This window comes from Anaerostipes rhamnosivorans (assembly GCF_005280655.1).
Taxonomy (GTDB): domain Bacteria; phylum Bacillota; class Clostridia; order Lachnospirales; family Lachnospiraceae; genus Anaerostipes; species Anaerostipes rhamnosivorans.
This window is the reverse complement of the sequence record NZ_CP040058.1, coordinates 2,308,010-2,331,118: the sequence shown is the minus strand read 5'-3', so window position 1 is coordinate 2,331,118 and position 23,109 is coordinate 2,308,010. Positions and strand designations below refer to the sequence as shown.

Here is a 23,109-nt window from a genome sequence, read left to right as displayed (position 1 = left end):
AGAACATGATCCATAATGCATCAATTGAGCAGTACAGAGAACCCATCGGGGCTGTCACAAAAGGCGAAGAGGTAAAACTTCGCCTTTTTGCCTTAGAGGGAACTGCTGCGACTGTGGAAGTGGTCTTATTTTCGGAAGAGTATCATAAGACCTTTCCAATGAGAGAGAAAAAGGGCATCTATGAATGTATCATAGAGATGCCGGAAAAAGCGTGTATCCTATGGTATTACTTCAGGATCACAGAAGGGAACTACACGTATTATTACGGGGCAAAGCCGGGACGCACCTGCGGAGAGGGTATGCAGGTAGAGGAAGATGTCCGCGGTTTTCAGATAACTGTATACGAAAGAGGGTTTGAAACGCCTAGATGGCTTTCAAAAGGCATTATGTATCAGATATTCCCGGACCGGTTCTGCCAGGGAAACCGGCAAAACACCGAAAAGGGAGAAGAATACCATAGAAAAATGGGCCGTGATATTTACGTGCACAAAAGCTGGGAAGAACGGCCGCTGTTCGGGCCGATGGAGGGAAAAGAATTCTACGATCCGTGTGATTTCTTCGGCGGGGATCTGGAAGGGATCAAAAAGCACCTGGATGATTTGAAAAAGCTGGGTGTTACATGCATCTATCTGAATCCGATTGTGGAGTCCAGTTCCAATCACAGGTACAATACCGGCAATTATAAAAAAGTAGATCCGTTCCTTGGGGATAATGAGGACTTCAGAGAGTTATGTGAAGTTGCAAGAAGAAAAGGGATCCATATTATTTTGGATGGTGTTTTCTCCCATACAGGGGCAGACAGCCTTTACTTTAACAAGAATGGAAATTATAAGAGTGTCGGCGCATATCAGAGCCAGGAGTCGCCGTTTTATGACTGGTACTCCTTTGACAGTAAAGGAGACTACAAAAGCTGGTGGGGATTTAGAAGCCTTCCGGAAGTCAATGAACTGAATGAACGCTTTTTATCGTATATCATCACGGGAAAAGACTCCGTATTAAAGCACTGGTTTACTCTGGGGGCTTCCGGATTCCGCCTGGATGTAGCGGATGAGCTTCCGGATGAGTTTATTTTCCTGATGCGCAAGACAATGAAAAAGATGTTTAAGAATTACGCTTTGATCGGGGAAGTCTGGGAGGATGTCACCACCAAAGAGAGCTACGGCGTCAAGAGAAAGTATGCTCTCGGCAAAGGGCTTGACAGTACCATGAACTATCCGTTTAAAGTAAACTGTGTCAACTATCTGCTTGGGAATGAGGACGCGTATGCAATGCAGCAGTTTTTGCTGGGGCAGCAGTGTAACTATCCAAAACCGTTTTATTACAGCGTGATGAACCTGCTGTCATCTCATGATATCCCAAGGATCCGGACCACTCTGGCATCAGGCATGAATGAGATGCTGCCGTCCAGGGAAAATCAGATTGACTATGTGGTCACATCAGAAAATGACCGCAAAGGAGCAAGGCTTTCCAGGCTGGCTTTTGCGATCCAGTTTTTTATTCCGGGAATCCCATCGATCTATTATGGAGATGAATATGGAATGAACGGATTGATGGATCCTTTTAACAGGGGACCGATGTTTAAACATGACACAAAGATATTTGAGGAACTGAAAACAGTTTCCGTTTTCCGGAGCAGAGAGAAGATCCTGCAGACGGGTTATGCCCTTTATATCGCCGCATCAAAACATGTTTTGGCGATTCTCAGATTTGTTCCGGGAACAAAGGATGTCTTTGGGGAACCGTGTAACCAGGGAGCTTACCTTCTGCTTGTAAATACAAGTGACGAGGAAGAAGAGATTGATTTTGATTTCCTGGATCACAAAGAAGGGGTACCGGAGGAAGAACACAGGCGTCTCATCAAAATGCTTGATAACACCCGCGTTCACACAAAGGTACAGAAATTAGACTATAAGATCATGCATCTGTCATGATTCAACCAGCAGTTCTTCGTCAGACGGATCCATCACGGAGAATGCAATATTTGTTCCATGGTCAGCGATCCGCTCCAGGGATGAAAGCATATCAGAAAATAACAGACCGGCCCGGGGCTCACAGATGCCCTGGGCCATTCTGTTTAGATGGCGCTTTTGATAGCGGCGCTCCATGGCATCGATGGCCTGTTCGTGTTTATAAAATTCAGGAATCATTTCTTTTTTATGTTCTTTAAAGATCACAACGGCATCCTCAAGCAGAGCAGAAACTGCGTTATACATATTGACCAGTTCACGCTTGGCATCCTTGCTCAGGCGGGAATTGTGGTCAGCTGCGGAACGGGCGCTGTCAGCGAAGTTCTCGGCAAGGTCACCGATCCGTTCAATATCCCCAACGGCATAGAACATACTGCCCAGGATCTCACGGTCACCGACCGGCAGTTCCTGAAGGTTTGAGTTGACAAGGAAGTCCGTAATCTTCTGGCTTAAGCTGTCGATTTCCTCTTCCCGCTGATAGATCTCACCCAGATGCTTTGTATTGCAGTTTAAGAAAGCCTGGAAAGCCAGTTCAAGGTTTTTGTTGGCAAGCTCTGCCATACGGGAGATTTCCTGGCGGACCTGAGGGATGGCTGAGATCGGAGAACGGTATTCCCCGATAAAATTAAGCTCAGAGGCGGAAGGCTTCTCCTCATCGCCGGGAACAATTTTTTCCGCCAGTTTTACGATCAGGCCTGTGCTTGGAAACATGATCAGAACCTCAAAGATCTTAAAGAATGTATGAGCATTGGCGACACTCCGCCCAACATTTCCACTTGATATATGTAAGATCATCTCTGAGATCGGATAAAGAAAGAAGGTGAGTACGGTAAAGATAGCCGCGCTTCCGAATATGTTAAATAAAAAATGGATCACTGCGGCCCGTTTTGCATTTTTCTTACCGCTTAAGCTGGCCAAGAGAGCTGATACACAGGAGCCCATGTTACAGCCGAGGATGATAAAGAAGCAGATCGGCAGATCCAGAAGACCCTGGGAGGCCATCAGGAGTACAATGCTGACGGTCACGGAGGAACTCTGCAGGATCGCAGTGATCACAAAGCCGATGAGCACGGCGGCAAAATGGTTGTCCAATCCGGCGAGAGCGTTCATGACAGCCGGGGAGTCTTTTAAGAAGGACATGGTGGAGGACATGGTCGTAAGGCCGGTGAATAAAACACCGAAGCCCAAGACTACCTCTCCGGCTTTCTTGATTCTGGGGTTTTGGACGAACATGACCATGACCACTCCGGACATCAAAAAAATAGGTGCGGCATCTGATAAGTTAAAGGCAACCAGCTGGGAGGTTACTGTGGTTCCGATGTTGGCTCCCAGGATAACGCCCGCTGCCTGGGAAAGATTCATGAGTCCTGCATTGACAAAGCTTACGACCATAACTGTGGAAGCGCTCGACGACTGAATGATGGCCGTAAAAAAGATGCCCACCAGCATCCCTGAAAAACGGTTGGTTGTAAAGAACTCCAGGATTCCCCGAAGTCTTGCCCCGGCGGCTTTTTCAAGACCGTCGCTCATTAATTTCATTCCGTATAAAAACAGGCCCAGACCGCCGGCCATCGGTAATAAAAAAGAACTCATTGCTGCCTCCTTGGTTTTGTATGCACTTTAACATAGATTTTACAAACTCGTTACTTCTATTTTACTTTAAAAGGAGCAAAGAGACAAGAAAAACAGATTGTCATTTTTCTTGGGACAAGGTATAATAAACCAAATATAAGGAGGAAGTTTATGAAACATTATGATTATATTTTAGTCGGCGGCGGACTTTTTAACGGAGTCATTGCCAGAGAAGCGAGAAAGCAGGGGAAAACCTGTCTGGTAGTAGAAAAGAGAGAGGCCCTGGGTGGAAATATCATGTGCAGGGATGTGGAGGGCATTATGGTCCACGAATACGGGGCACATATTTTTCACACAAGCAATGAGGAAGTGTGGGAGTATGTAACTTCGCTGGTGGAATTTAACCACTACATCAACAGTCCGGTGGCGAACTATCACGGTGAGACATATAATCTTCCTTTTAACATGAACACATTCAGCAAGATGTGGGGGATCGCATTTCCTTCTGAGGCGAAAAAGATCATAGAATCCCAGAGACAGGCTGTAGAAGGAGAGCCGGAAAATCTTGAAGAACAGGCTATCAGCCTGGTAGGTACGGATATCTACCAAAAGCTGATCAAAGGTTACACAGAAAAGCAGTGGGGAAGAGACTGCAGGGACCTGCCTGCTTCGATTATCAAGAGGATCCCTGTCCGGTACATTTACGATAACAACTATTTTAACGATCCACATCAGGGTATTCCTAAAAAAGGTTATAATGAGTTGATCAGCAAGCTGTACGAAGGCTGCGATGTTATGCTTTCCACAGATTTTTTAGAAAAGAGAGAGGAACTTTCACGTCTCGGAGACCAGGTGATCTACACTGGTACCATTGATTCCTATTATGGATACCGGTTCGGAAAACTTTCCTACAGAAGCTTAAAGTTTGAACATCAGGTACTGGAGGAAGAGAACCATCAGGGTGTGGCGGTCATGAATTATACTGACCGGGAGACACCGTACACGAGAAAGATCGAGCACAAGCATTTTGCGTTCGGCACACAGAAGAACACAGTGGTCACTGAGGAATATCCGGTGGAGTGGGATGACGGCATGGAACCCTACTATCCGGTGAATGATGAGAAAAATAATCAGTTGTTTCAAAAATACCGTGATCTGGCGGATCAGGAAGAAAAGGTCCTGTTCGGCGGAAGGCTCGGAGAATACAAGTATTATGACATGGACAAGGTGATAGAGTCAGCACTCTGTTTTGCCAAAGACCGGCTGAATCTTTAGACGGAGATGGAAACCGCCCAAATTCTTTTCAGGATTTGGGCTTTTTTCATTGTTTATGGATTTGCACGATTTTTTAAATATTGTTATAATAGATTCCATATGTCAAGAAATGAAAAAGAACGGAGAAATACCAATGCCAACATATAAAAATGAAGCACAAAAACAGTATTCCTATATGGAAGGGATGAAGGGATGGGTAAAGGCACAGGAAGAACGTCTGGGCAGACGGCTCACCTGCCATATCACTACCTTCGGCTGTCAGATGAATGAAAAGGATTCAGAAAAACTTCTGGGGGTTCTGGAGACGATCGGATACGAGGAAACCGACACGGAACAGGCGGATCTGGTCCTTTTTAATACTTGTACAGTCCGGGAGAATGCCAATACAAAGCTGTATGGGCATCTGGGTCATGTAAAGAAAGCCAAGGAGAAGAATCCAGAAATGATCGTAGGGCTCTGCGGCTGTATGATGCAGGAAGAACAGGTTGTGGAGAAGATCGGAAAGAGCTATCCGTTTGTGGATCTTATTTTCGGCACCCACAATATCTTTAAATTGGCAGAGTTGTTGAAGGCCAGAGTAGATTCCGGCGGAATGATCGTGGACATCTGGAAGGACACGGACCAGATCGTGGAGGATCTTCCAAGCGACCGGAAGTTTTCTTTTAAATGCGGAGTCAATATTATGTTCGGCTGCAACAATTTCTGCAGCTACTGTATTGTCCCCTATGTGAGAGGCCGGGAGAGAAGCCGGAAGCCGGAGGACATTATACGGGAGATCGAGGGACTTGTGAAAGAGGGAGTCCGGGAAGTGATGCTGCTCGGGCAGAATGTAAATTCTTACGGCAAGAACCTGGATGAGCCGGTGAGCTTTGCAGAACTTCTGTCCATGATCGAACAGATCGAAGGGCTTTCACGCATCCGGTTTATGACACCACATCCGAAAGATCTGTCAGACGAACTCATCGACGTAATGGCATCCTCCAAAAAGATTGGCCGCCACATGCATCTGCCGGTCCAGTCAGGGAGCAGCCGGATCTTAAAGCTGATGAACCGACATTATACCAAGGAGAGCTATCTGGCTCTGACAGAAAGGATCAAGGAGAAGATACCGGGCATTGCCATGACCACGGACATTATCGTGGGATTTCCAGGGGAGACAGAGGAAGACTTTGAGGAAACCCTGGATGTGGTCAGAAAGGTCAAGTTCGACAGCGCCTATACCTTTGTCTATTCAAAAAGAACAGGGACACCGGCGGCCGCCATGGAAGATCAAGTGGAGCCAGACGTAGTGAAAAGGCGATTCCAGCGTCTGCTTGAGGTGATCAAGGAGAGCTCTAAGGACAACCGGAAGGAAGGAATCGGAAAAGTAGAAGAGGTGTTGGTGGAGGAAAAGAATACACACGAGGACGGCATGGTCACAGGACGCCTTTCCAACAATATATTAGTACATTTTAAGGGGGACGAAAGCCTGATCGGGCAGATCGTCCACGTGAAAATTACGGAAGAAAAAGGTTTTTATTATATGGGAGAACAGGTAAATGGCTAAATTAACTCCAATGATGGAACAGTATATGGCGATCAAAGAACAGAATCAGGATTGCATCCTGTTTTACAGGCTGGGAGATTTTTATGAAATGTTCTTTGAAGATGCCACGACGGCTTCCAGGGAATTAGAAATTACACTGACAGGGAAAAACTGCGGAATGGAAGAGCGCGCTCCAATGTGCGGCATCCCGTTTCACGCGGTGGATTCCTATTTGAATAAACTGGTGGAAAAGGGATATAAGGTTGCCATCTGTGAGCAGGTGGAGGATCCGAAGCAGACCAAGGGGATCGTAAAAAGAGAAGTTATCAGGATTGTGACGCCGGGAACAAATATTTCCCAGCAGAGCTTAGATGACGAAAAAAACAATTATCTTATGTGTGTCTTCTGCAGCGACGATAATTTTGGGTTGTCTGTGGTGGATGTCACAACCGGAGATTTCCGGACCACCTCCATGGATGAGCTGCAAAAGGTAGTGGATGAGATCTTTAAATTTGCACCGGCAGAGATCATCTGCAACGACGCTTTTATGATCAGCGGTGCGGATATTGGCCTGATCAAAGATAAACTCGGGGTATCCGTCTCCAGTATTGACCACTATTATTTTGATGAGGAGCAGGGAACAGCCGCCATCAAGTCCCAGTTCCATGTGGGGAATCTCAGCGGTCTGGGCTTATCGGACCATCCTATGGGCATCATCGCCACCGGTGCCATGCTGCTCTATCTCCATGAAACGCAGAAAAATGCGTTGAATCATCTTATGTCAATATCACCGTATGAGACAAGCGAATTTATGATCATTGACAGTTCCAGCCGGAGAAATCTGGAGCTGTGCGAGACCCTCAGAGATAAAAGAAAAAAGGGTTCTCTTCTGGGGGTATTGGATAAGACCAAGACGGCTATGGGAGCCAGGCTTTTAAGAAGTATGATCGAGCAGCCATTGATCGACCGTGATAAGATTGAGGAGCGGTATGAGGCACTGACCACGCTGACAAAGCAGGCCATTGTCCGGGAGGAGATCCGGGAGTATTTAAATCCGGTCTATGACCTGGAACGGCTTATGACGAAGGTCAGTTACCAGACGGTGAATCCAAGAGATATGATTGCATTGAAGGTATCGCTCCAGTGGCTGCCGCCCATCAAGACCATTCTGGAAGAATGCAGTGACGGCCTGTTGACCGGGCTTCGGGAGGAATTGGACGTACTGGAGGATGTGGCAGGGCTTCTGGAGGATGCAGTGATCGAGGAGCCTCCCATTTCCATTAAAGAAGGGGGCATCATCAAAGACGGCTTCTCAGAACAGATCGACCAGCTTAAAAGTGCCAAGACCGACGGAAAGCAGTGGCTCATGGAGTTGGAAGAGAGGGAGAGGCAGGCCACCGGCATTAAGAACCTGAAGGTGAAGTTTAACAAGGTGTTCGGATATTATCTGGATGTGACCAATTCTTATAAGGACAAAGTGCCGGAGCATTACATACGGAAACAAACCCTTGCCAATTCCGAGAGATACACGACAGAGGAATTAAACAAGCTGGCGGATACGATCCTTGGAGCGGAGGACAAACTCTGCGCTCTGGAATATGAGACCTTTGTGTCGATTCGGGAAACGCTGGCCGGAGAGATGGAGAGAATCAAGAAAAGTGCGGGAGTGATCGCCTATCTGGATGTGCTCTGCTCCTTGGCTTATGTTGCGGAGAGAAACGGTTATGTACGGCCAAAGCTGAACACAAAAGGTCTAATTGACATCAAGGAGGGCCGCCACCCAGTGGTAGAACAGATGATGTCCAATGACATGTTCATTGCCAACGATACTTATCTGGACAGCAAACGGCACCGGGTATCCATCATCACCGGTCCGAATATGGCTGGAAAATCAACATATATGAGGCAGTCTGCCCTGATCGTACTGATGGCGCAGATCGGCTCCTTTGTGCCGGCCATGAAAGCCAACATCGGTATTGTAGACAGGATCTTTACAAGGGTGGGGGCATCCGATGATCTGGCCAGCGGACAGAGCACCTTTATGGTGGAGATGAGTGAGGTGGCTAATATTTTAAGGAATGCCACAAAGGACAGTCTGCTGATTCTGGACGAGATCGGACGGGGGACCAGTACCTATGACGGACTGAGCATTGCATGGGCCGTTGTGGAGTATATCAGCAATTCTAAACTATTGGGAGCCAAGACGCTGTTTGCCACTCACTATCACGAACTGACAGAGCTGGAAGGAAAGATCACCAGTGTAAACAATTACTGCATTGCGGTTAAAGAACAGGGTGACAACATCGTGTTTTTGAGAAAGATTGTAAAAGGCGGGGCTGACAAGAGCTATGGAATCCAGGTGGCCAAGCTTGCAGGAGTTCCGGATATGGTCATCCAGAGGGCCAAAGAGATTGTGGCTGAATTAAGTGACAGTGACATTGTCTCCAAGGCACAGAAGATACAGGTGTCCGATGAGCCGCAGCAGCTGTCTTTGTTTGCCAATGACAGCGAGCCGACCATGGAGCACCCGTTTATGGCGGAGATCAGAGAAAAGGATCTGTCAGGAATGACCCCGCTGGAAGCGTTGAACTATTTGTATATTCTGCAGAACAAACTTAGGGAAGAGGAATAGTTATGGCAGAAATTCAGTTATTGGACCAGAAGACAATTGATAACATTGCAGCCGGAGAAGTGATCGAGCGTCCGGCTTCCGTAGTAAAAGAGTTGGTGGAGAACGCCATAGATGCCAAGGCCACGGCAGTCACGGTGGAGATCAAGGACGGCGGCATGACGCTTATGCGGGTGACGGACAACGGATGCGGCATCCCAAAGGAAGAGGTAAAGACTGCCTTTCTGCGCCATGCCACGAGCAAGATCCGCACGGTGGAAGACTTGGTCTGTGTCTCGTCACTGGGGTTTCGGGGAGAGGCTCTCTCAAGCATCAGCGCGGTGGGGCAGGTGGAAGTCATCACTAAGACCGCTGGGGCTTTTTCAGGGGTCTCCTACAAGATCTTCGGCGGGGAAGAGCAGGGCTTTGAAGAGATCGGCGCACCAGACGGCACAACCTTTCTTGTAAGGAATCTATTTTACAACACCCCAGCTAGACGGAAATTCTTGAAAAGTCCAGTGACAGAGGCGGGTTATGTGGAGCAGATTATGGTGCACATGGCATTGAGCCATCCTGATGTTGCGTTTAAATTTATCCATAACAGTAAGAATAAGATGTATACCTCTGGAAATGGAAACGTCAAAGATATCATTTACCATCTGTACGGAAGAGAGGTGGCGGGAGCCCTCCTGCCTATCTCAGTAGAGAGCCAGACGGCCAAAGTGGACGGCTATATCGGAAAACCGTTTATTTCCCGCGGAAACCGCAACTATGAGAGTTACTTTATCAATGGCAGGTATATTAAGAGCAAGATCATATATAAGGCCGTCGAGGATGGGTATAAGACTTTTACCATGGCACATAAATATCCGTTTGTATGCCTGAACATCCAGGTAGAGCCTGAACTTTTAGATGTCAATGTGCATCCGACCAAAATGGAAATCCGTTTCCGCAACGAAAGGGAGCTGTATGAGCTCATAGAGTCAGGCATCAAGGAGGTTCTGACCCACAAGGAGATCATTCCCAAAGCGGAGATTGGAAAACCTGAGAAAAAAGAAAAGAAAGTGCTGCCGGGGAAAATGCCGGAGCCGTTTGAGCAGGTCAGAAGAAACGGGAAAAGTCCCGATGAGCCGGAAAAGGAAGCCGTACCAGAACCATGGGCGGCCGGCAGGGACTTTCAAAAAGCGCAGAATCCGGCTGTGCAGGTACAAAAGAGTGTTTCGGCAGGTGTCAACTACAATGAACAGGCAAAGACAGAGGAGATAAAGCAGATCACTCTCAATGAGACCTCTCTGCTGGATGAGGAGGCAAGGCCGGACCGGAAAGTCATCGGCCAGCTGTTTAAGACTTACTGGCTGATCGAATATGAGGACCAGCTGTTCATCATGGACCAGCACGCTGCTCACGAAAAGGTGAATTATGAAAAGCTCATGAAGTCCTTTAGGGAGAAAAAGGTTTACAGTCAGGGAGTGGAGCCGCCTTACGTGGTGACACTTTCTATGGCTGAGGCAAAGGTGCTCTCGGAGACAAAAGAGGTTTTTGAACAGCTTGGGTTTACCATAGAGGCATTTGGAGGCAATGAATTCTGCATCCGTCAGGTGCCGGCAAACTTATACGGATTAAAAGAGAAGGAGCTGTTTATGGAGCTTTTGGATTCCCTCACTGCAGACGGGATAAAAAAGGATCCGGAGATGATCACGGATAAGATCGCATCCATGGCCTGCAAGATGTCAGCGAAAGGAAATCAGAGAATGTCACTTCCTGAGGTGAAAAATCTTTTGGACCTTTTGATGGAATGTGAAAATCCGTATACCTGTCCCCATGGACGGCCTACGATGATCAAGATGAGCAAATATGAGATAGAAAAGAAATTCAAAAGAGTTTTGTAACATTTGATTTATATTTATGCCAGATTAGGAAATGGGTGGTTTTATGAACGATAGAGAATTGTTGGGTTTGGCGAAAGAGGCCAGGAAGCGGGCGTATGCTCCGTATTCGGGTTTTTTTGTGGGGGCGGCTCTTTTGTGTGCGGACGGGAGTATCTATACCGGCTGTAATGTGGAGAATGCCTCTTACGGCGCGGCCATCTGTGCAGAACGCAATGCCATCAGCACTGCTGTGGCTGATGGAAAGAGAGAGTTTGAGGCCATTGCCATTGCGGCAGAGGGAAAGGGCTGTGTCTATCCCTGCGGGATCTGCCTGCAGGTGATGAACGAATTTTCCAAAGAGATGCGGGTGATCTGTCAGGATCAGGAGCGCTTTCAGAGTTTTTCACTGGGAGAACTGCTGCCGAAAGGATTTGATGAGTTATGAAGCCGTTAATCATACTGACAGGACCTACGGCAGCAGGGAAGACAGAGCTGTCTATAAAGCTTGCGAAAAAAGTGGGAGGGGAGATCATCTCCGCCGACTCCATGCAGGTTTATAAAAAAATGGACATCGGCACTGCTAAGATCATGCCCGAGGAGATGGGAGGTGTCCGTCATTTTCTCGTGGATGAGCTGGATCCGGCGGAGGAATTTCATGTGGTGCGGTTTCAGCAGATGGCAAAGCAGGCGTTAAAAGAGATTTATGAAAAAGGAAAGATTCCTATCGTTGTGGGAGGAACCGGATTTTATATCCAGGCCCTTTTATATGACATTGATTTCTCCAAGGAAGATTCAGACCAAGAGTACCGGGAAGAACTCCGACAGCTGGCGGAGGAAAAAGGAAATGCCTATTTGCATAAGATGCTCTCTTTAGTGGACCCGGAATCTGCGTATGCAATTCATGAAAATAATACAAAGAGAGTGATCCGGGCGCTGGAGTTTTATAAAAAGACAGGGAGCAAGATTTCTCTGCACAATGAAGAAGAGAGAAAAAAGGAATCCTGCTATCAGTTTGTCTATTTTGTCCTTTCCCATGACAGAGAGGTTTTATACGACAGAATCAATCAGAGAGTGGACAAGATGATAAAGGCAGGATTGATAAAAGAAGTAGAACGGCTGGCCAAAGAGGGCTATACGAAAGATATGGTGTCCATGCAGGGGATCGGTTATAAAGAAGTGTTTGATTATCTGGAAGGAAGGCAGAGCTTAGAAGAGACTACAGAGCGTATAAAAAAAGATACAAGGCATTTTGCAAAGCGTCAGCTTACGTGGTTTCGGCGGGAAAAAGAGGTGACGATGATCAACCGGCAGGATTTCCGGGGAGAAGACGAGATTCTGGCTTTTATGCTGGAAAAGATAAAAGAGAAAGGCATTTATGATGGAGCAGTTAAAAGAGTATTATAGGCAGCTTGGTGTATCAGAAGAGGTTTACGATTACGCAAAAAAAATTGAGGCATCGTTGGCTGGAAGGTTTGCCAAGTTTGATGCCGTTGCGGAGTTTAACCAGCTGAAAGTTTTGAAGGCAATGAAGAAAAACCGTATTTCGGAAGCACATTTGGGAGAGACAACGGGCTACGGATATGACGATATCGGGAGAGAGGCCATCGAGGGCGTCTATGCAGATATTTTCCAGACCGAGGATGCGCTGGTGCGTCCGCAGATCACCTGTGGTACCCATGCTCTGGGGCTTGCTTTGAGTGCCAACCTGCGGCCCGGGGACGAAGTGATGTCACCGGTAGGAAAACCTTACGACACACTGGAGGAAGTGATCGGTATCCGTCCGTCCAAAGGGTCTCTGGCTGAATATGGTATCACCTACGCCCAGGCAGATTTAAAGGAGGACGGCTCCTTTGACTATGACGCCATCAAAGCGGCCATGAATGACAGGACAAAGCTGGTCACAATCCAGAGATCCAAAGGCTATGCCACACGTCCCACCCTGTCTGTGGAGAGGATTAGGGAACTGATATCTTATGTAAAGGGTATTAATCCATCTGTGATTGTCATGGTGGACAACTGCTACGGGGAGTTTGTGGAAGAGACAGAACCGAGTGAGGCAGGAGCAGACTTAGTTGTGGGATCGCTGATCAAAAACCCGGGAGGGGGGCTTGCACCCATCGGCGGTTATATCTGCGGTAAAAAGGAACTGATCGAACAGTGCGCCTACCGGCTCACCACACCGGGGCTTGGAAAGGAAGTGGGGGCATCTCTCGGAGTGAACCGCCAGTTTTTGCAGGGACTTTTTCTGGCACCGACTGTGGTCAACAGCGCGTTAAAAGGAGCCGTATTTGCGGCAAACCTGTACGAGAGCCTGGGCTTTCATGTAGTTCCAAACGGGACCGAGAGCCGCCACGATATCATTCAGGCAGTGGAATTTAACGATCCCCAAAAGCTGATCGCTTTCTGTGAGGGAATTCAGGCAGCTTCCCCGGTGGACAGTTATGTGACCCCAGAGCCGTGGGACATGCCTGGCTATGACAGTCAGGTCATTATGGCAGCAGGGGCGTTTGTGTCAGGATCTTCCATTGAACTCAGCGCCGATGGCCCTATGAAGCCGCCGTATGCCGCTTACTTTCAGGGAGGTCTCACCTATCCACACGCCAAATACGGGATAACCATGTCCCTGCAGAGAATGGTAGAAAAAGGATTGATCAGGCTGTAATGTCGTATGCCGGTTTTTTATGTCAAAGCGATAAGAAAAACTTAAGGAAACCGTCATAGTTCCTGGGTATACAAGAAAAAGATCTTATGGTAAGATTTATTAATGAGAAATGTTTTTTTGCGTATTCCTTTGAGGAAAGGAATCTATGGAAAAGAGACATTATACAATAAAAGAGCTTCCTGAGTCTGAACGCCCCTACGAAAAGTGTGAGCGCCTGGGACCAGAAGCATTGACGGATGCAGAGCTTTTAGCGGCTGTCCTAAGAAGCGGTGCAAAGGACAAACGGGCTACAGTCCTGGCAGTGGAGATTTTGGAGTTGCACCCGTATTACGAAGGACTGCTCGGCATCTGCCATGTGTCCATGAACGAACTGATGCGGATCAGAGGCATCGGAAAGGTCAAAGCCATACAGGTTCTCTGTATCGCAGAGCTCTCCAGGCGTCTGTCCTCACAGAAAGTACATAAGAAGATTAGTTTTCATACTCCAAAGTCCATCGCGGATTATTATATGGAGAAAATGCGTCACTTGAACAGGGAAGAAATGATTTTAATTCTTTTTAATGGGAAGAATAAAGTCATCAAAGAACTGAAGGTATCCGTTGGTACGGTCAACCAGACAGTGGCGTCGCCCAGGGAAGTTTTTCTGGAAGCTTTGAAGTATGAAGCGGTATATTTGATTTTACTGCACAATCACCCTTCCGGGGATCCAACCCCCAGCAGGCAGGATGTCTCTGTCACAAAACGGATGAAGGAGGCAGGCGAACTGCTTGGCATTTATCTGTCCGACCATATCATTATAGGAGACCGTTCTTATATAAGTTTTAAAGAAGAACAATTACTATAGCCTTACAGGCGGTATGGAATGGAGTGTTTATGAAAAAGGGACTGATTGGAATCGAGCTTGGCTCAAAGAATCTGAGGATTTATTCGAGAGAGAAGGACCAGATCTTAAGGCTCAAGAATGTCATTGCCCTGACCGAGGATTCGGAAACGGCAGCAGTGGGAAACGAAGCGTTTTCTATGTATGAGAAAGAGCCGCACCAGATTCAGATTATCACACCGATGGTTCACGGAGTCATCGGTGATTATACGAATATGCGAAGGCTTCTCGCTGAGATTCTCAGACGCTATCTGAGAAAGCTAAAAAAATATGAATTTTATATGGCGGTGCCGTCAGACATCACAGGAGTGGAGCGCCGGGCATTTTATGATCTTATGCTGGAGTCTTTCCGCTCGGTGAGAGAAGTAAAGCTCTGGCCGAAACCTATGGCGGATGCCGTGGGGCTGGGCATTGATGTGGGAGCTCCCTGCGGCAACATGGTGATCAACATGGGGGCAGATACTACAGAGATCTCTGTGGTATCTCTTGGAGGCATCGTAAGGAGCCGCCTGATCAAGCAGGGAGGCAGCCAGATTGACCAATGGTTGATCTCTAAGTTAAAGAGGAACCACAACATTGAGATCGGTATGAAGAGCGCAGAGCGTCTGAAGCTTCTTTATTCCAGAATGGAAGCGGAAGACAAGGATGCCTACGTGAAAGGCCGTGATCTGGTCAGCGGTCTTCCTAAAAAAATCCAGGTCCCAGGGGATATAGCACAAGAGAAGGTAAGGAACTATGTCAATGATATTATTATAGAGGCCAAGGCTATGCTGGAAGTGATCCCGCCGGAACTGGCGTCTGATATCATGGTGGAGGGAATCTATCTCTCTGGAGGAAATTCTTCTTTTTCAAAGATACCGGAGTGGATGGAGGAAGCCATCGGGATCCGCGTCCATTCTGCGGAACAGCCGGAGGAAAGCGTCATACGAGGCTTGAAGGCGATTATGAACAAAGACAACAAATACTAGTGAGGAAAGTGGAATGAAATTTCAGAAGAAAAATATGCGTTCAAGGCATTACCTGTTTATTTTTGTAGGAATATGCTTTTTGTTGATCGGAATCAGTGTTTTTGCAGGAGGTGTGCTGTCTCCTGTCAAGGCGGTGGCCACAGGGGTCTTAAGTCCTATGCAGAAAGGGATTAATTCCGTTGGGAACAGCATTTTTTCCTGGAATGAAAATATAAAGACAAAGAAACAGCTGAAAGATGAGAATAAAGTCCTTCAGGAGAAGATTGATTCATTGAAGATGCAGAACCGGATTCTCTCCCAGGACCAGGTGGAGTTAAACCGGCTGCAGGATCTCCTGAAGCTGAAGGCAAAGTATAAAAAGTACAATACTGTGGGGGCCAGGGTCATCAGCAAGGGATCCGGCAACTGGTTTGAGATCTTTGCCATCGATAAAGGAAGCAAGGACGGCATTAAAAAGAATATGAATGTTATTGCTGACAACGGGCTGGTGGGCATTGTATACGATGTCTCTGACCATTACGCAAAGGTCCGAACCATTATCAACGACACGAGCATGGTCAGTGCCATGTTTATGAAGACAAAGGATTCCTGCATTGTCAAAGGAAGCTTAAGCACCATGTCCGATGGATATCTGGATGTGGTTTACATCGATAAAAATGCCAAAGTAAAAGAAGGCGATGAACTTGTCACATCCTATTTAAGTTCCAAATTCGTGGAGGGGCTTTCCATTGGAAAAGTGTCCGATATCAAGCTGGATTCCACAAAGCTTACAAAGACTGCGAGAGTGACGCCGATCGTGGATTTCAAGCATTTGAAAGAAGTCCTGGTGATCACGGACCTAAAAGAAAATGTCAATCTGGATGAAGATACAAAAGAATAGGGCGGTGGAAGGATGAATCTGAAAAGAACAATATTTTATATTCTATCTGTGATCTTTTGTTTTTTGCTGCAGACGTCAGTATTTCAATTTTTAAAGCTGGCTGATGTTATGCCGAACATTCTCCTGATCCTCACGGTTACCCTGGGGCTGATCAGAGGGAAAAAGGCAGGCATCGGCATTGGATTTTCCTGCGGTCTTTTGATTGACATATTTTTCGGTGACGTTCTCGGGCAATATGCCCTTCTTTATCTGCTCATCGGCTATATCAACGGATGTTTTAATTCTCTCTTTTATGAGGATGACGTCCTTCTGCCATTCGGGCTTTTAGTCATCAATACCCTGGCTTACAGCTTTGTGATCTTTTTCTTTTTCTTTGCACTGAGAGGAAGATTCGCATTTTTCAGTTACTTAAAAGATATCATGATACCAGAAGCAGTCTATACGGGGCTCATCGCGCTGCCGCTGTATAAATTCCTTCTGTTCATCGACGTACGCATCAGTGATTCAGAAAAAAGGAGCATGTTCTAGTGTTAAGAAAGATACAAAACCAAGTAGAAAAATTATTGGCAAACAGGCTTCTGGCTATGTCGGTTTTGTTTGCCGTGCTGTTTCTTGTGTTGGTCTACCGTCTGTTTGTCATTCAGATCGTGCAGGGGCAGTCACATAAGGAAGATTTCACTTACAAGGTGGAAAAAACGGTCAAGACTTCCGGGACCAGGGGCAATATCTATGACTGCAACGGAAAGCTCCTGGCCTACAATAAGATGGTCTATACTGTCAATTTCCAGAATGACAGCAAGTTCAAAACCCTGGCCCAGAAAAATAATACTTCAGAGAGCTATGAGAAGAATAAAGTCATCTACGAAGTGATCAAGATCCTGGAAAAGAACAAGGACTCTTTTAAGAGCGATATTCCTATAGAGATCACCGGTAACGGAACCTTCCGTTTTACGGAGAAGGGTTCTAAGCTGGAGCGCTTCAAGAGGGAAGCCTTTGGGATCGGGACAGATACAAAGGGGCTTTCCAAGGAACGTTTGAAGCTCCGCCAGCAGCAGCTGGATGCCAGCGCAGAGGAGGTTTTTGAATATCTGAGGAACGGAACTATGGGTAGTCCCGGTGTCGGAAAAATGTTTGACATTGATGAGAAGTATTCGGACAAGGATGCCTTAAAGATCATGTCGGTGCGTTACAGTGCGTACTTAAGCCGTTATTCCCAGTATATGAAGGTGACCTTTGCGACGGAAGTCAGCAGCAAGAGCATTGCTGAGATCGAGGAGCGCTCCAATGAACTGACCGGCATCGATGTGAGCACCAAATCCATCCGTGTCTATAAGAAAAGCGAGGCAATGTCTCATGTGATCGGCTACACCGGCACGATTAACACGGAGGAGCTGGAGGATTACAACAAAGGGAAAAAGGAGAGCGACAAAGACTATTATGCTATGGACGATGCTGTAGGAAAATCTGGCATAGAAAAGGAGTTGGAATCCTATCTGCACGGCAGCAGTGGAAGCCAGACTATGATCGTCAACAATATAGGAAAGATCGTAAAGACAACCAAGACGGAGAAAGCCGGAACAGGAAATAATGTTGTCTTATCCATAGACAGTGATTTGCAAGAATATGCCTATAATCTGCTGGAGAGAAGGATCACCGGTATTGTGCTCTCCAAGCTTACTACGTCCGATTCCAAAGGGGACCGGAGTGATATCAGGATCCCGATCAAGGACGTATATTATTCTCTGATCGGTAACAGTATCGTGGACATCACGGATTTAAACGGTGAACATGCCACTTCCTATGAAAAGAGTATGTACAAAAAGATACAGAGACTAAAAAAAGACAGTATAAAGACCATTGAGAATAATCTCACAGACAGCAAAAAAGCATATAAGGATGAGAGTGAAGAAAAGCAAAATTATGCAACTTATGTATATAAGATGCTTTCCAAGAAAAAAGTTCTTTTGACCGGCTCCATTGACACGAAGGACAAAACCTACCTGAAATGGAAAGATGAAAAGATTGGGCTGGGAGAATTTTTAAGATATGCCATCAACAAAGAATGGATTGATATCTCTATGCTGGACATTTCCTCCAAGTATACAGATACAGATAAGATTTTTGAGGCACTGGTATCTTATATAGGAGATCAGCTTGAAAAGGACGATGAATTTGATCTGACCGTGTGTGAGCAAAAGATTGGTACCGGTGAGCTCAGTGGAAAAGATGTATGCCTTCTGCTCTACGAGCAGGGAGGGCTGAGCAAGAAAAAAGATGCATCCACCTACCAGAGTTTAAAAAACGGTTCACTGGATGCGTACTCTTTTATCCGCCAAAAGCTTTCTGCCCGGGAGATCACACCGGCGCAGCTTGGGCTGGATCCCTGCTCTGGTTCCATCGTGATCACCGACCCTGACACGGGAAAGGTAAAGGCTATGGTCAGCTATCCGGGATACGATAGCAACAAACTGTCCAATGGAATCGACAGTGATTACTACCGACAGCTGGCAAACTCCACAGCAACCCCGCTGTACAATCAGGTGCTGAATCATAGAACGGCACCAGGATCCACGTTTAAGCCTTTATCCGCCATCACGGCGCTCAATGAAAGTACGATTACAACGGGAAGCCAGATCCAGTGTACCGGTGTGTTTGATAAGATCAGCCCCGAAGCACACTGCTGGATTTATCCTAACGGAAAGCACGGCTACAATAATGTAGCGGGAGCATTAGAAGTCTCTTGTAATTGCTTCTTTTATGAGGTAGGATATGATTTAGGAATGACCGGCGGATCTTACAGCAGCAAAAAGGGTCTGGAGGCGCTGAAAAAATACGCCACAAAGATCGGCCTGAATAAAAAGTCAGGTATCGAGCTCAGTGAAATGGCTCCGCATATTTCGGATGAGACATCCGTCCGTTCTGCGATCGGACAGGGAACAAACAGTTTTACACCAAGTCAGATATCCAATTATGTGACAACCCTTTCCAACAAGGGAACGGTATATGATCTGAGCATCTTAGATAAAGTCACAACATCCGGAGGAAAAACAGTCAAAAAATATGGGGTGAAGAAAAAGAGTAAGCTCACCTTGAATGACGATTCTTACTGGGATGCAGTATGGTCTGGAATGCGGCGGGTCGTATCCGGAAAGAAGGGTGCTGTGACCAGTATATTCAAAGGACTGAATGTAAAAGTGGCAGGGAAGACTGGAACGGCCCAGGAAGATAAGAAGAGGCCGAACCATGCGTTGTTTATATCGTTTGGACCGTATGAAGATCCTGAGATCACGGTCACTGCTGTCATCCCTTATGGATATACCTCATCCAATGCGGCTGCTGCGGCAAAGGATGTCTATAAGTATTATTTTGCAAATGATAAAGAGAAGGCGAAATTAAAGAAGGACAAGAAGGTAATTTCTGCGGCAGGTTCCGTATCTGATTAAGAGAGGTGAAAATATATGAAAGAACCAGTATTGTTGAAAGGAAACAATTTTGGTTTGACGATTGTCCTGGATGACAAGATAGAATTTGAAGAACTGCTCACGATCATCGAGCAGAAGTTTGTGGAAGCCGCTAAATTTTTCAATACGAAGACCCAGGTTGTGCTAAAGATCGAGGGAAGGGTTTTAAGCGTGGAGGAAACCGAACGGGTTCTGGAAAAGATAACACAAAACAGCTCTCTTTCCATCGCATATGTGATGGAAGGAGACCAGGTTTTGGAGACCAAATTTAAAAAGGTGATAGAGGAGAGGTCCATCAGGCTGAAAGAGTCAGAGAGTGAAGCCCGTTTAAAAAGCGGCGGAGTGTCCTTCGGACAGTTTTACCAGGGGACATTGAGGTCAGGACAGAGCCTTGAATCTGATGCCAGTGTGGTGGTCATAGGGGATGTGAACCCGGGCGCCACTGTAAGGGCAAAAGGGAATATTGTGGTACTTGGGTGTGTCAAAGGCTATGTATTTGCAGGGGTGGGCGGAAATGAAAAAGCGTTTATCGCCGCACTGGAGATGAAGCCCATGCAGATCCGGATCGGAAGCCATATTGCAAGATCTTCTGATGAAGAATCGGCAAAGAAAAAATGGTTTGGAAAACGGGCAAAGCAGGGCGCTGAAGAGGAAGCAAAGATCGCGTTTGTTGAAGATGATAATATTTACATAGAACCTATATCAAAATCACTTCTGAATGAAATTACAGCTTAAAACAATGGAGGAAGAAAACAATGAGTGAAGTAATCGTAATCACATCAGGAAAAGGCGGCGTTGGAAAGACAACCACAACGGCGAACGTAGGAACCGGACTGGCCAAAGAAGGAAAAAAGGTCGTACTGATCGATACGGACATCGGACTTAGGAACCTGGATGTGGTCATGGGACTGGAAAACAGGATCGTATATAACCTGGTGGATGTGGTAGAGGGAAACTGCAGAATCAAACAGGCTATGATCAAAGATAAAAAGTATCCGGATCTTTATCTGCTGCCTTCCGCACAGACAAGAGATAAGTCTTCCGTGAGTCCTGAGCAGATGAAGAAAGTTGTGGATGAGTTGAAAGAAGAGTTTGACTATATTCTTCTGGACTGTCCGGCGGGCATCGAACAGGGATTCCAAAACGCCATCGCAGGGGCTGACCGTGCCCTGATCGTCACTACACCGGAGGTATCTGCGATCCGTGATGCAGACCGGATCATCGGGCTTTTGGAGGCAAATGAGATACATAAGATCGACCTGGTCATCAACAGGATCCGTATGGATATGGTAAAAAGAGGGGATATGCTTTCCAAGGATGATGTGCTGGATATCCTGGCTATTGAACTGATCGGAGTTGTGCCGGATGATGAGAACATTGTCGTCTCCACAAACCAGGGAGAACCTATCGTGGGCAGTGACAGTATAGCAGGAAAGGCTTATGCGAATATCTGTAAGAGAGTTATGGGACAAGAAGTACCGTTTTTGGATTTGGATACCAAATCATTCTTCGAGAAACTTGCCGGTATATTCAAAAAATAGGGAAGGGGTAGAAGAATGGGTTTGTTTGACAGCTTTTTTAAAAAGAAAAATTCGGCGGATGAAGCCAAAGACCGGTTAAAGCTCCTGCTTGTTTCCGACCGCTCCAACTGCTCTCCGGAAACGATGGAACTGATCAAAAATGATATTATCAAGGTGATTTCAAAATATATGGAGATCGATGCCCAGGGATTGGACATCCAGATTACCCAGAATGACGAAGAACACACCGGACCGGCATTATTTGCCAATATTCCGATCCGTGAAATGAAAAAGAAAAAATAGACATGGAGTGATAAAATGCTTAGAAACTACCGACTGCAAAACTACAATATAAAGCTGGTTCTCAATGTATTGGTGCTGGCCACATTAGGAATTATTTTTATCCACAGCGCAAATCCGTCCTTTGTTTTGAAGCAGGGACTAGGGCTGGTGGTCTGTCTTGCGGTCATGGCAGTAGTTTCTCTCATCGATTATCAGACGTGGCTTAGAAGCTCCAATCTGCTGTATATCATCAATCTTCTGTTGTTGATCGGCGTCAAGCTGTTTGGTAAAGATGTCAACGGCGCAAAACGATGGTTTTCATTAGGTCCCCTCGGGACTCTGCAGCCGTCAGAGATCAGCAAGATTGTGATGATCATTGTGATCGCAGATTTTGTCATCCGCCACGAAGATGATCTGAACGAGCCGAAAGTATTAGGAAAGCTGGCGCTCCTTTGTGCACCGCCGCTTTACCTGATCTTAAAACAGCCGAACCTGTCCACCACACTGGATATTGTGTTCATCATACTTGCCATTGTGTTTGTGGGAGGACTCAGCTCTAAGCTGATCCTAAGGGTTTTAATCATAGGGATTCCTCTTTTTGCAGTCTTTATATGGTATGTCCAGACGCCCGGGCAGATTCTTTTAGAGCCACATCAGGTGGCCAGGATCATGTCTTTTTTAAACCCAGCCGCCTATGCGGATTCCACGGCCCTTCAGACCGCTAACTCTGTCATGGCCATAGGATCTGGTGGATTGTTCGGCAAGGGATTTGGGTCCAATACTATCTCCGATGTATCGGCCAGTGATGTGAATCTGGTATCGGAGAGGCAGACAGACTTTATTTTCTCTGTTGTGGGAGAAGAATTTGGATTTGTGGGATGCCTTGTGGTCATCGGACTGCTGGTACTTTTGGTAGCCCAGTGTTTGAATGTGGCCAGGAAGGCAGATAATGCGTCAGCCAAGATGGTGGCTGTCGGGGTGTCTGCTTATATGGGATTTCAGTCATTTATCAATATCGGAGTTGCCACGGGTACCCTGCCCAACACAGGACTTCCGCTGCCGTTTATCAGCTATGGTCTGAGTTCGCTTTTGTCGGCCTCCATTGCCATCGGCCTGCTGCTGAATATATATCTTCAACGTAAAAAGTATTAGGAGGAACCGTTATGAACGTAGGATTAGTTGCACATGATGCGAAAAAAATGTTGATGCAGAATCTCTGCATTGCTTATCAGGATATTTTAAGAAAGCACACGCTGTATGCTACGGCGACTACAGGAAAAGTGATTGAGGAAGTGACAAATTTGAGCATCCATAAGTTTCAGGTGGGACATTTTGGCGGCATGCATCAGATCGGTGCACTGATTCAGAACAATGAGATTGACTTGCTGATCTTTTTGCAGGATCCGGACAATAAGCAGAGGACTCAGGGATTCTATGATGTCTTAAACCTCTGTGACAAACACAACATTCCGTGCGCCACTAACCTGCCGACGGCGGAAGCGCTGATCATGGCTTTGGACCGGGGAGATCTGGACTGGAGAGAAATGTACAAATAGGCTGTCATCCGACAGTCTTTCTTTTCATCCCATAGGAGATTTCTATAGAATCCCCTATGGAACAAAAACGCTCTGCAGGATGCGC

General features: G+C 46.5%; 19 protein-coding genes. 18 read left to right on the top strand and 1 reads right to left on the bottom strand.

The window, feature by feature from the left end; genetic code table 11:
• The first annotated feature begins 5 nt into the window (after window positions 1-5).
• A complete protein-coding gene (locus AR1Y2_RS11550; protein WP_137329089.1) occupies window positions 6-1,931 on the top strand; it encodes a glycoside hydrolase family 13 protein in 1,926 nt (641 codons plus the stop codon).
• Here the strand turns inward: AR1Y2_RS11550 and AR1Y2_RS11545 are convergent.
• A complete protein-coding gene (locus tag AR1Y2_RS11545; RefSeq protein ID WP_137329088.1) occupies window positions 1,926-3,560 on the bottom strand; it encodes a Na/Pi cotransporter family protein in 1,635 nt (544 codons plus the stop codon). The genes AR1Y2_RS11550 and AR1Y2_RS11545 overlap by 6 nt on opposite strands.
• Window positions 3,561-3,710: 150 nt before the next feature.
• Between AR1Y2_RS11545 and glf the strand changes: the two genes are divergently transcribed.
• The 17 genes from glf to AR1Y2_RS11460 all read left to right on the top strand — a co-directional run bounded on the left by glf (window position 3,711) and on the right by AR1Y2_RS11460 (window position 23,024).
• Complete coding sequence (gene glf, locus AR1Y2_RS11540) at window positions 3,711-4,814, top strand: UDP-galactopyranose mutase (RefSeq protein WP_137329087.1); 1,104 nt, start codon at window positions 3,711-3,713, stop codon at window positions 4,812-4,814.
• 133 nt (window positions 4,815-4,947) lie between these two features.
• Entirely contained in the window at window positions 4,948-6,360 is a 1,413-nt protein-coding gene (gene miaB, locus AR1Y2_RS11535; RefSeq protein ID WP_137329086.1) for a tRNA (N6-isopentenyl adenosine(37)-C2)-methylthiotransferase MiaB, read from the top strand.
• Complete coding sequence (gene mutS, locus AR1Y2_RS11530) at window positions 6,353-8,971, top strand: DNA mismatch repair protein MutS (RefSeq protein ID WP_137329085.1); 2,619 nt, start codon at window positions 6,353-6,355, stop codon at window positions 8,969-8,971. The genes miaB and mutS overlap by 8 nt, the downstream gene beginning before the upstream one ends.
• A gap of 2 nt (window positions 8,972-8,973) precedes the next feature.
• A complete protein-coding gene (gene mutL, locus AR1Y2_RS11525; protein ID WP_137329084.1) occupies window positions 8,974-10,836 on the top strand; it encodes a DNA mismatch repair endonuclease MutL in 1,863 nt (620 codons plus the stop codon).
• Between the two features lie 43 nt (window positions 10,837-10,879).
• On the top strand, window positions 10,880-11,260 hold the full coding sequence (gene cdd, locus AR1Y2_RS11520) for a cytidine deaminase (protein ID WP_137329083.1): 381 nt from the start codon (window positions 10,880-10,882) through the stop codon (window positions 11,258-11,260).
• The gene (gene miaA, locus AR1Y2_RS11515; RefSeq protein ID WP_137329082.1) at window positions 11,257-12,219 is read left to right on the top strand and encodes a tRNA (adenosine(37)-N6)-dimethylallyltransferase MiaA; all 963 of its coding nucleotides are present in this window, start codon (window positions 11,257-11,259) and stop codon (window positions 12,217-12,219) included. The genes cdd and miaA overlap by 4 nt, the downstream gene beginning before the upstream one ends.
• Window positions 12,194-13,477 (top strand): methionine gamma-lyase family protein, encoded by a 1,284-nt coding sequence (locus AR1Y2_RS11510; RefSeq protein ID WP_408608832.1) that lies wholly within the window; start codon window positions 12,194-12,196, stop codon window positions 13,475-13,477. The genes miaA and AR1Y2_RS11510 overlap by 26 nt, the downstream gene beginning before the upstream one ends.
• Window positions 13,478-13,622: 145 nt before the next feature.
• Window positions 13,623-14,321: a RadC family protein gene (gene radC / locus AR1Y2_RS11505; protein ID WP_137329080.1), complete on the top strand. Its 699-nt coding sequence runs from the start codon at window positions 13,623-13,625 to the stop codon at window positions 14,319-14,321.
• Window positions 14,322-14,350: 29 nt separating this feature from the next.
• Window positions 14,351-15,325 carry a rod shape-determining protein gene (locus AR1Y2_RS11500; RefSeq protein ID WP_137329079.1) on the top strand — a complete coding sequence of 325 codons (975 nt, stop codon included), beginning with the start codon at window positions 14,351-14,353 and terminating at the stop codon, window positions 15,323-15,325.
• Between the two features lie 13 nt (window positions 15,326-15,338).
• Window positions 15,339-16,205: a rod shape-determining protein MreC gene (mreC, locus tag AR1Y2_RS11495; protein WP_137329078.1), complete on the top strand. Its 867-nt coding sequence runs from the start codon at window positions 15,339-15,341 to the stop codon at window positions 16,203-16,205.
• Between the two features lie 12 nt (window positions 16,206-16,217).
• On the top strand, window positions 16,218-16,733 hold the full coding sequence (mreD, locus tag AR1Y2_RS11490) for a rod shape-determining protein MreD (protein ID WP_137329077.1): 516 nt from the start codon (window positions 16,218-16,220) through the stop codon (window positions 16,731-16,733).
• Entirely contained in the window at window positions 16,733-19,648 is a 2,916-nt protein-coding gene (locus tag AR1Y2_RS11485) for a penicillin-binding transpeptidase domain-containing protein (RefSeq protein WP_137329076.1), read from the top strand. Before mreD ends, AR1Y2_RS11485 begins: the two co-directional genes overlap by 1 nt.
• Window positions 19,649-19,663: 15 nt before the next feature.
• Entirely contained in the window at window positions 19,664-20,401 is a 738-nt protein-coding gene (gene minC, locus AR1Y2_RS11480) for a septum site-determining protein MinC (protein ID WP_137329075.1), read from the top strand.
• Window positions 20,402-20,421: 20 nt separating this feature from the next.
• Window positions 20,422-21,207 carry a septum site-determining protein MinD gene (gene minD, locus AR1Y2_RS11475; protein WP_137329074.1) on the top strand — a complete coding sequence of 262 codons (786 nt, stop codon included), beginning with the start codon at window positions 20,422-20,424 and terminating at the stop codon, window positions 21,205-21,207.
• Window positions 21,208-21,222: 15 nt separating this feature from the next.
• The gene (minE, locus tag AR1Y2_RS11470) at window positions 21,223-21,489 is read left to right on the top strand and encodes a cell division topological specificity factor MinE (RefSeq protein ID WP_006565822.1); all 267 of its coding nucleotides are present in this window, start codon (window positions 21,223-21,225) and stop codon (window positions 21,487-21,489) included.
• Window positions 21,490-21,504: 15 nt separating this feature from the next.
• Window positions 21,505-22,620: an FtsW/RodA/SpoVE family cell cycle protein gene (locus AR1Y2_RS11465; protein ID WP_137329073.1), complete on the top strand. Its 1,116-nt coding sequence runs from the start codon at window positions 21,505-21,507 to the stop codon at window positions 22,618-22,620.
• An 11-nt stretch (window positions 22,621-22,631) separates the two neighbouring features.
• Window positions 22,632-23,024 (top strand): methylglyoxal synthase, encoded by a 393-nt coding sequence (locus AR1Y2_RS11460; RefSeq protein ID WP_137329072.1) that lies wholly within the window; start codon window positions 22,632-22,634, stop codon window positions 23,022-23,024.
• Window positions 23,025-23,109 lie beyond the last annotated feature (85 nt).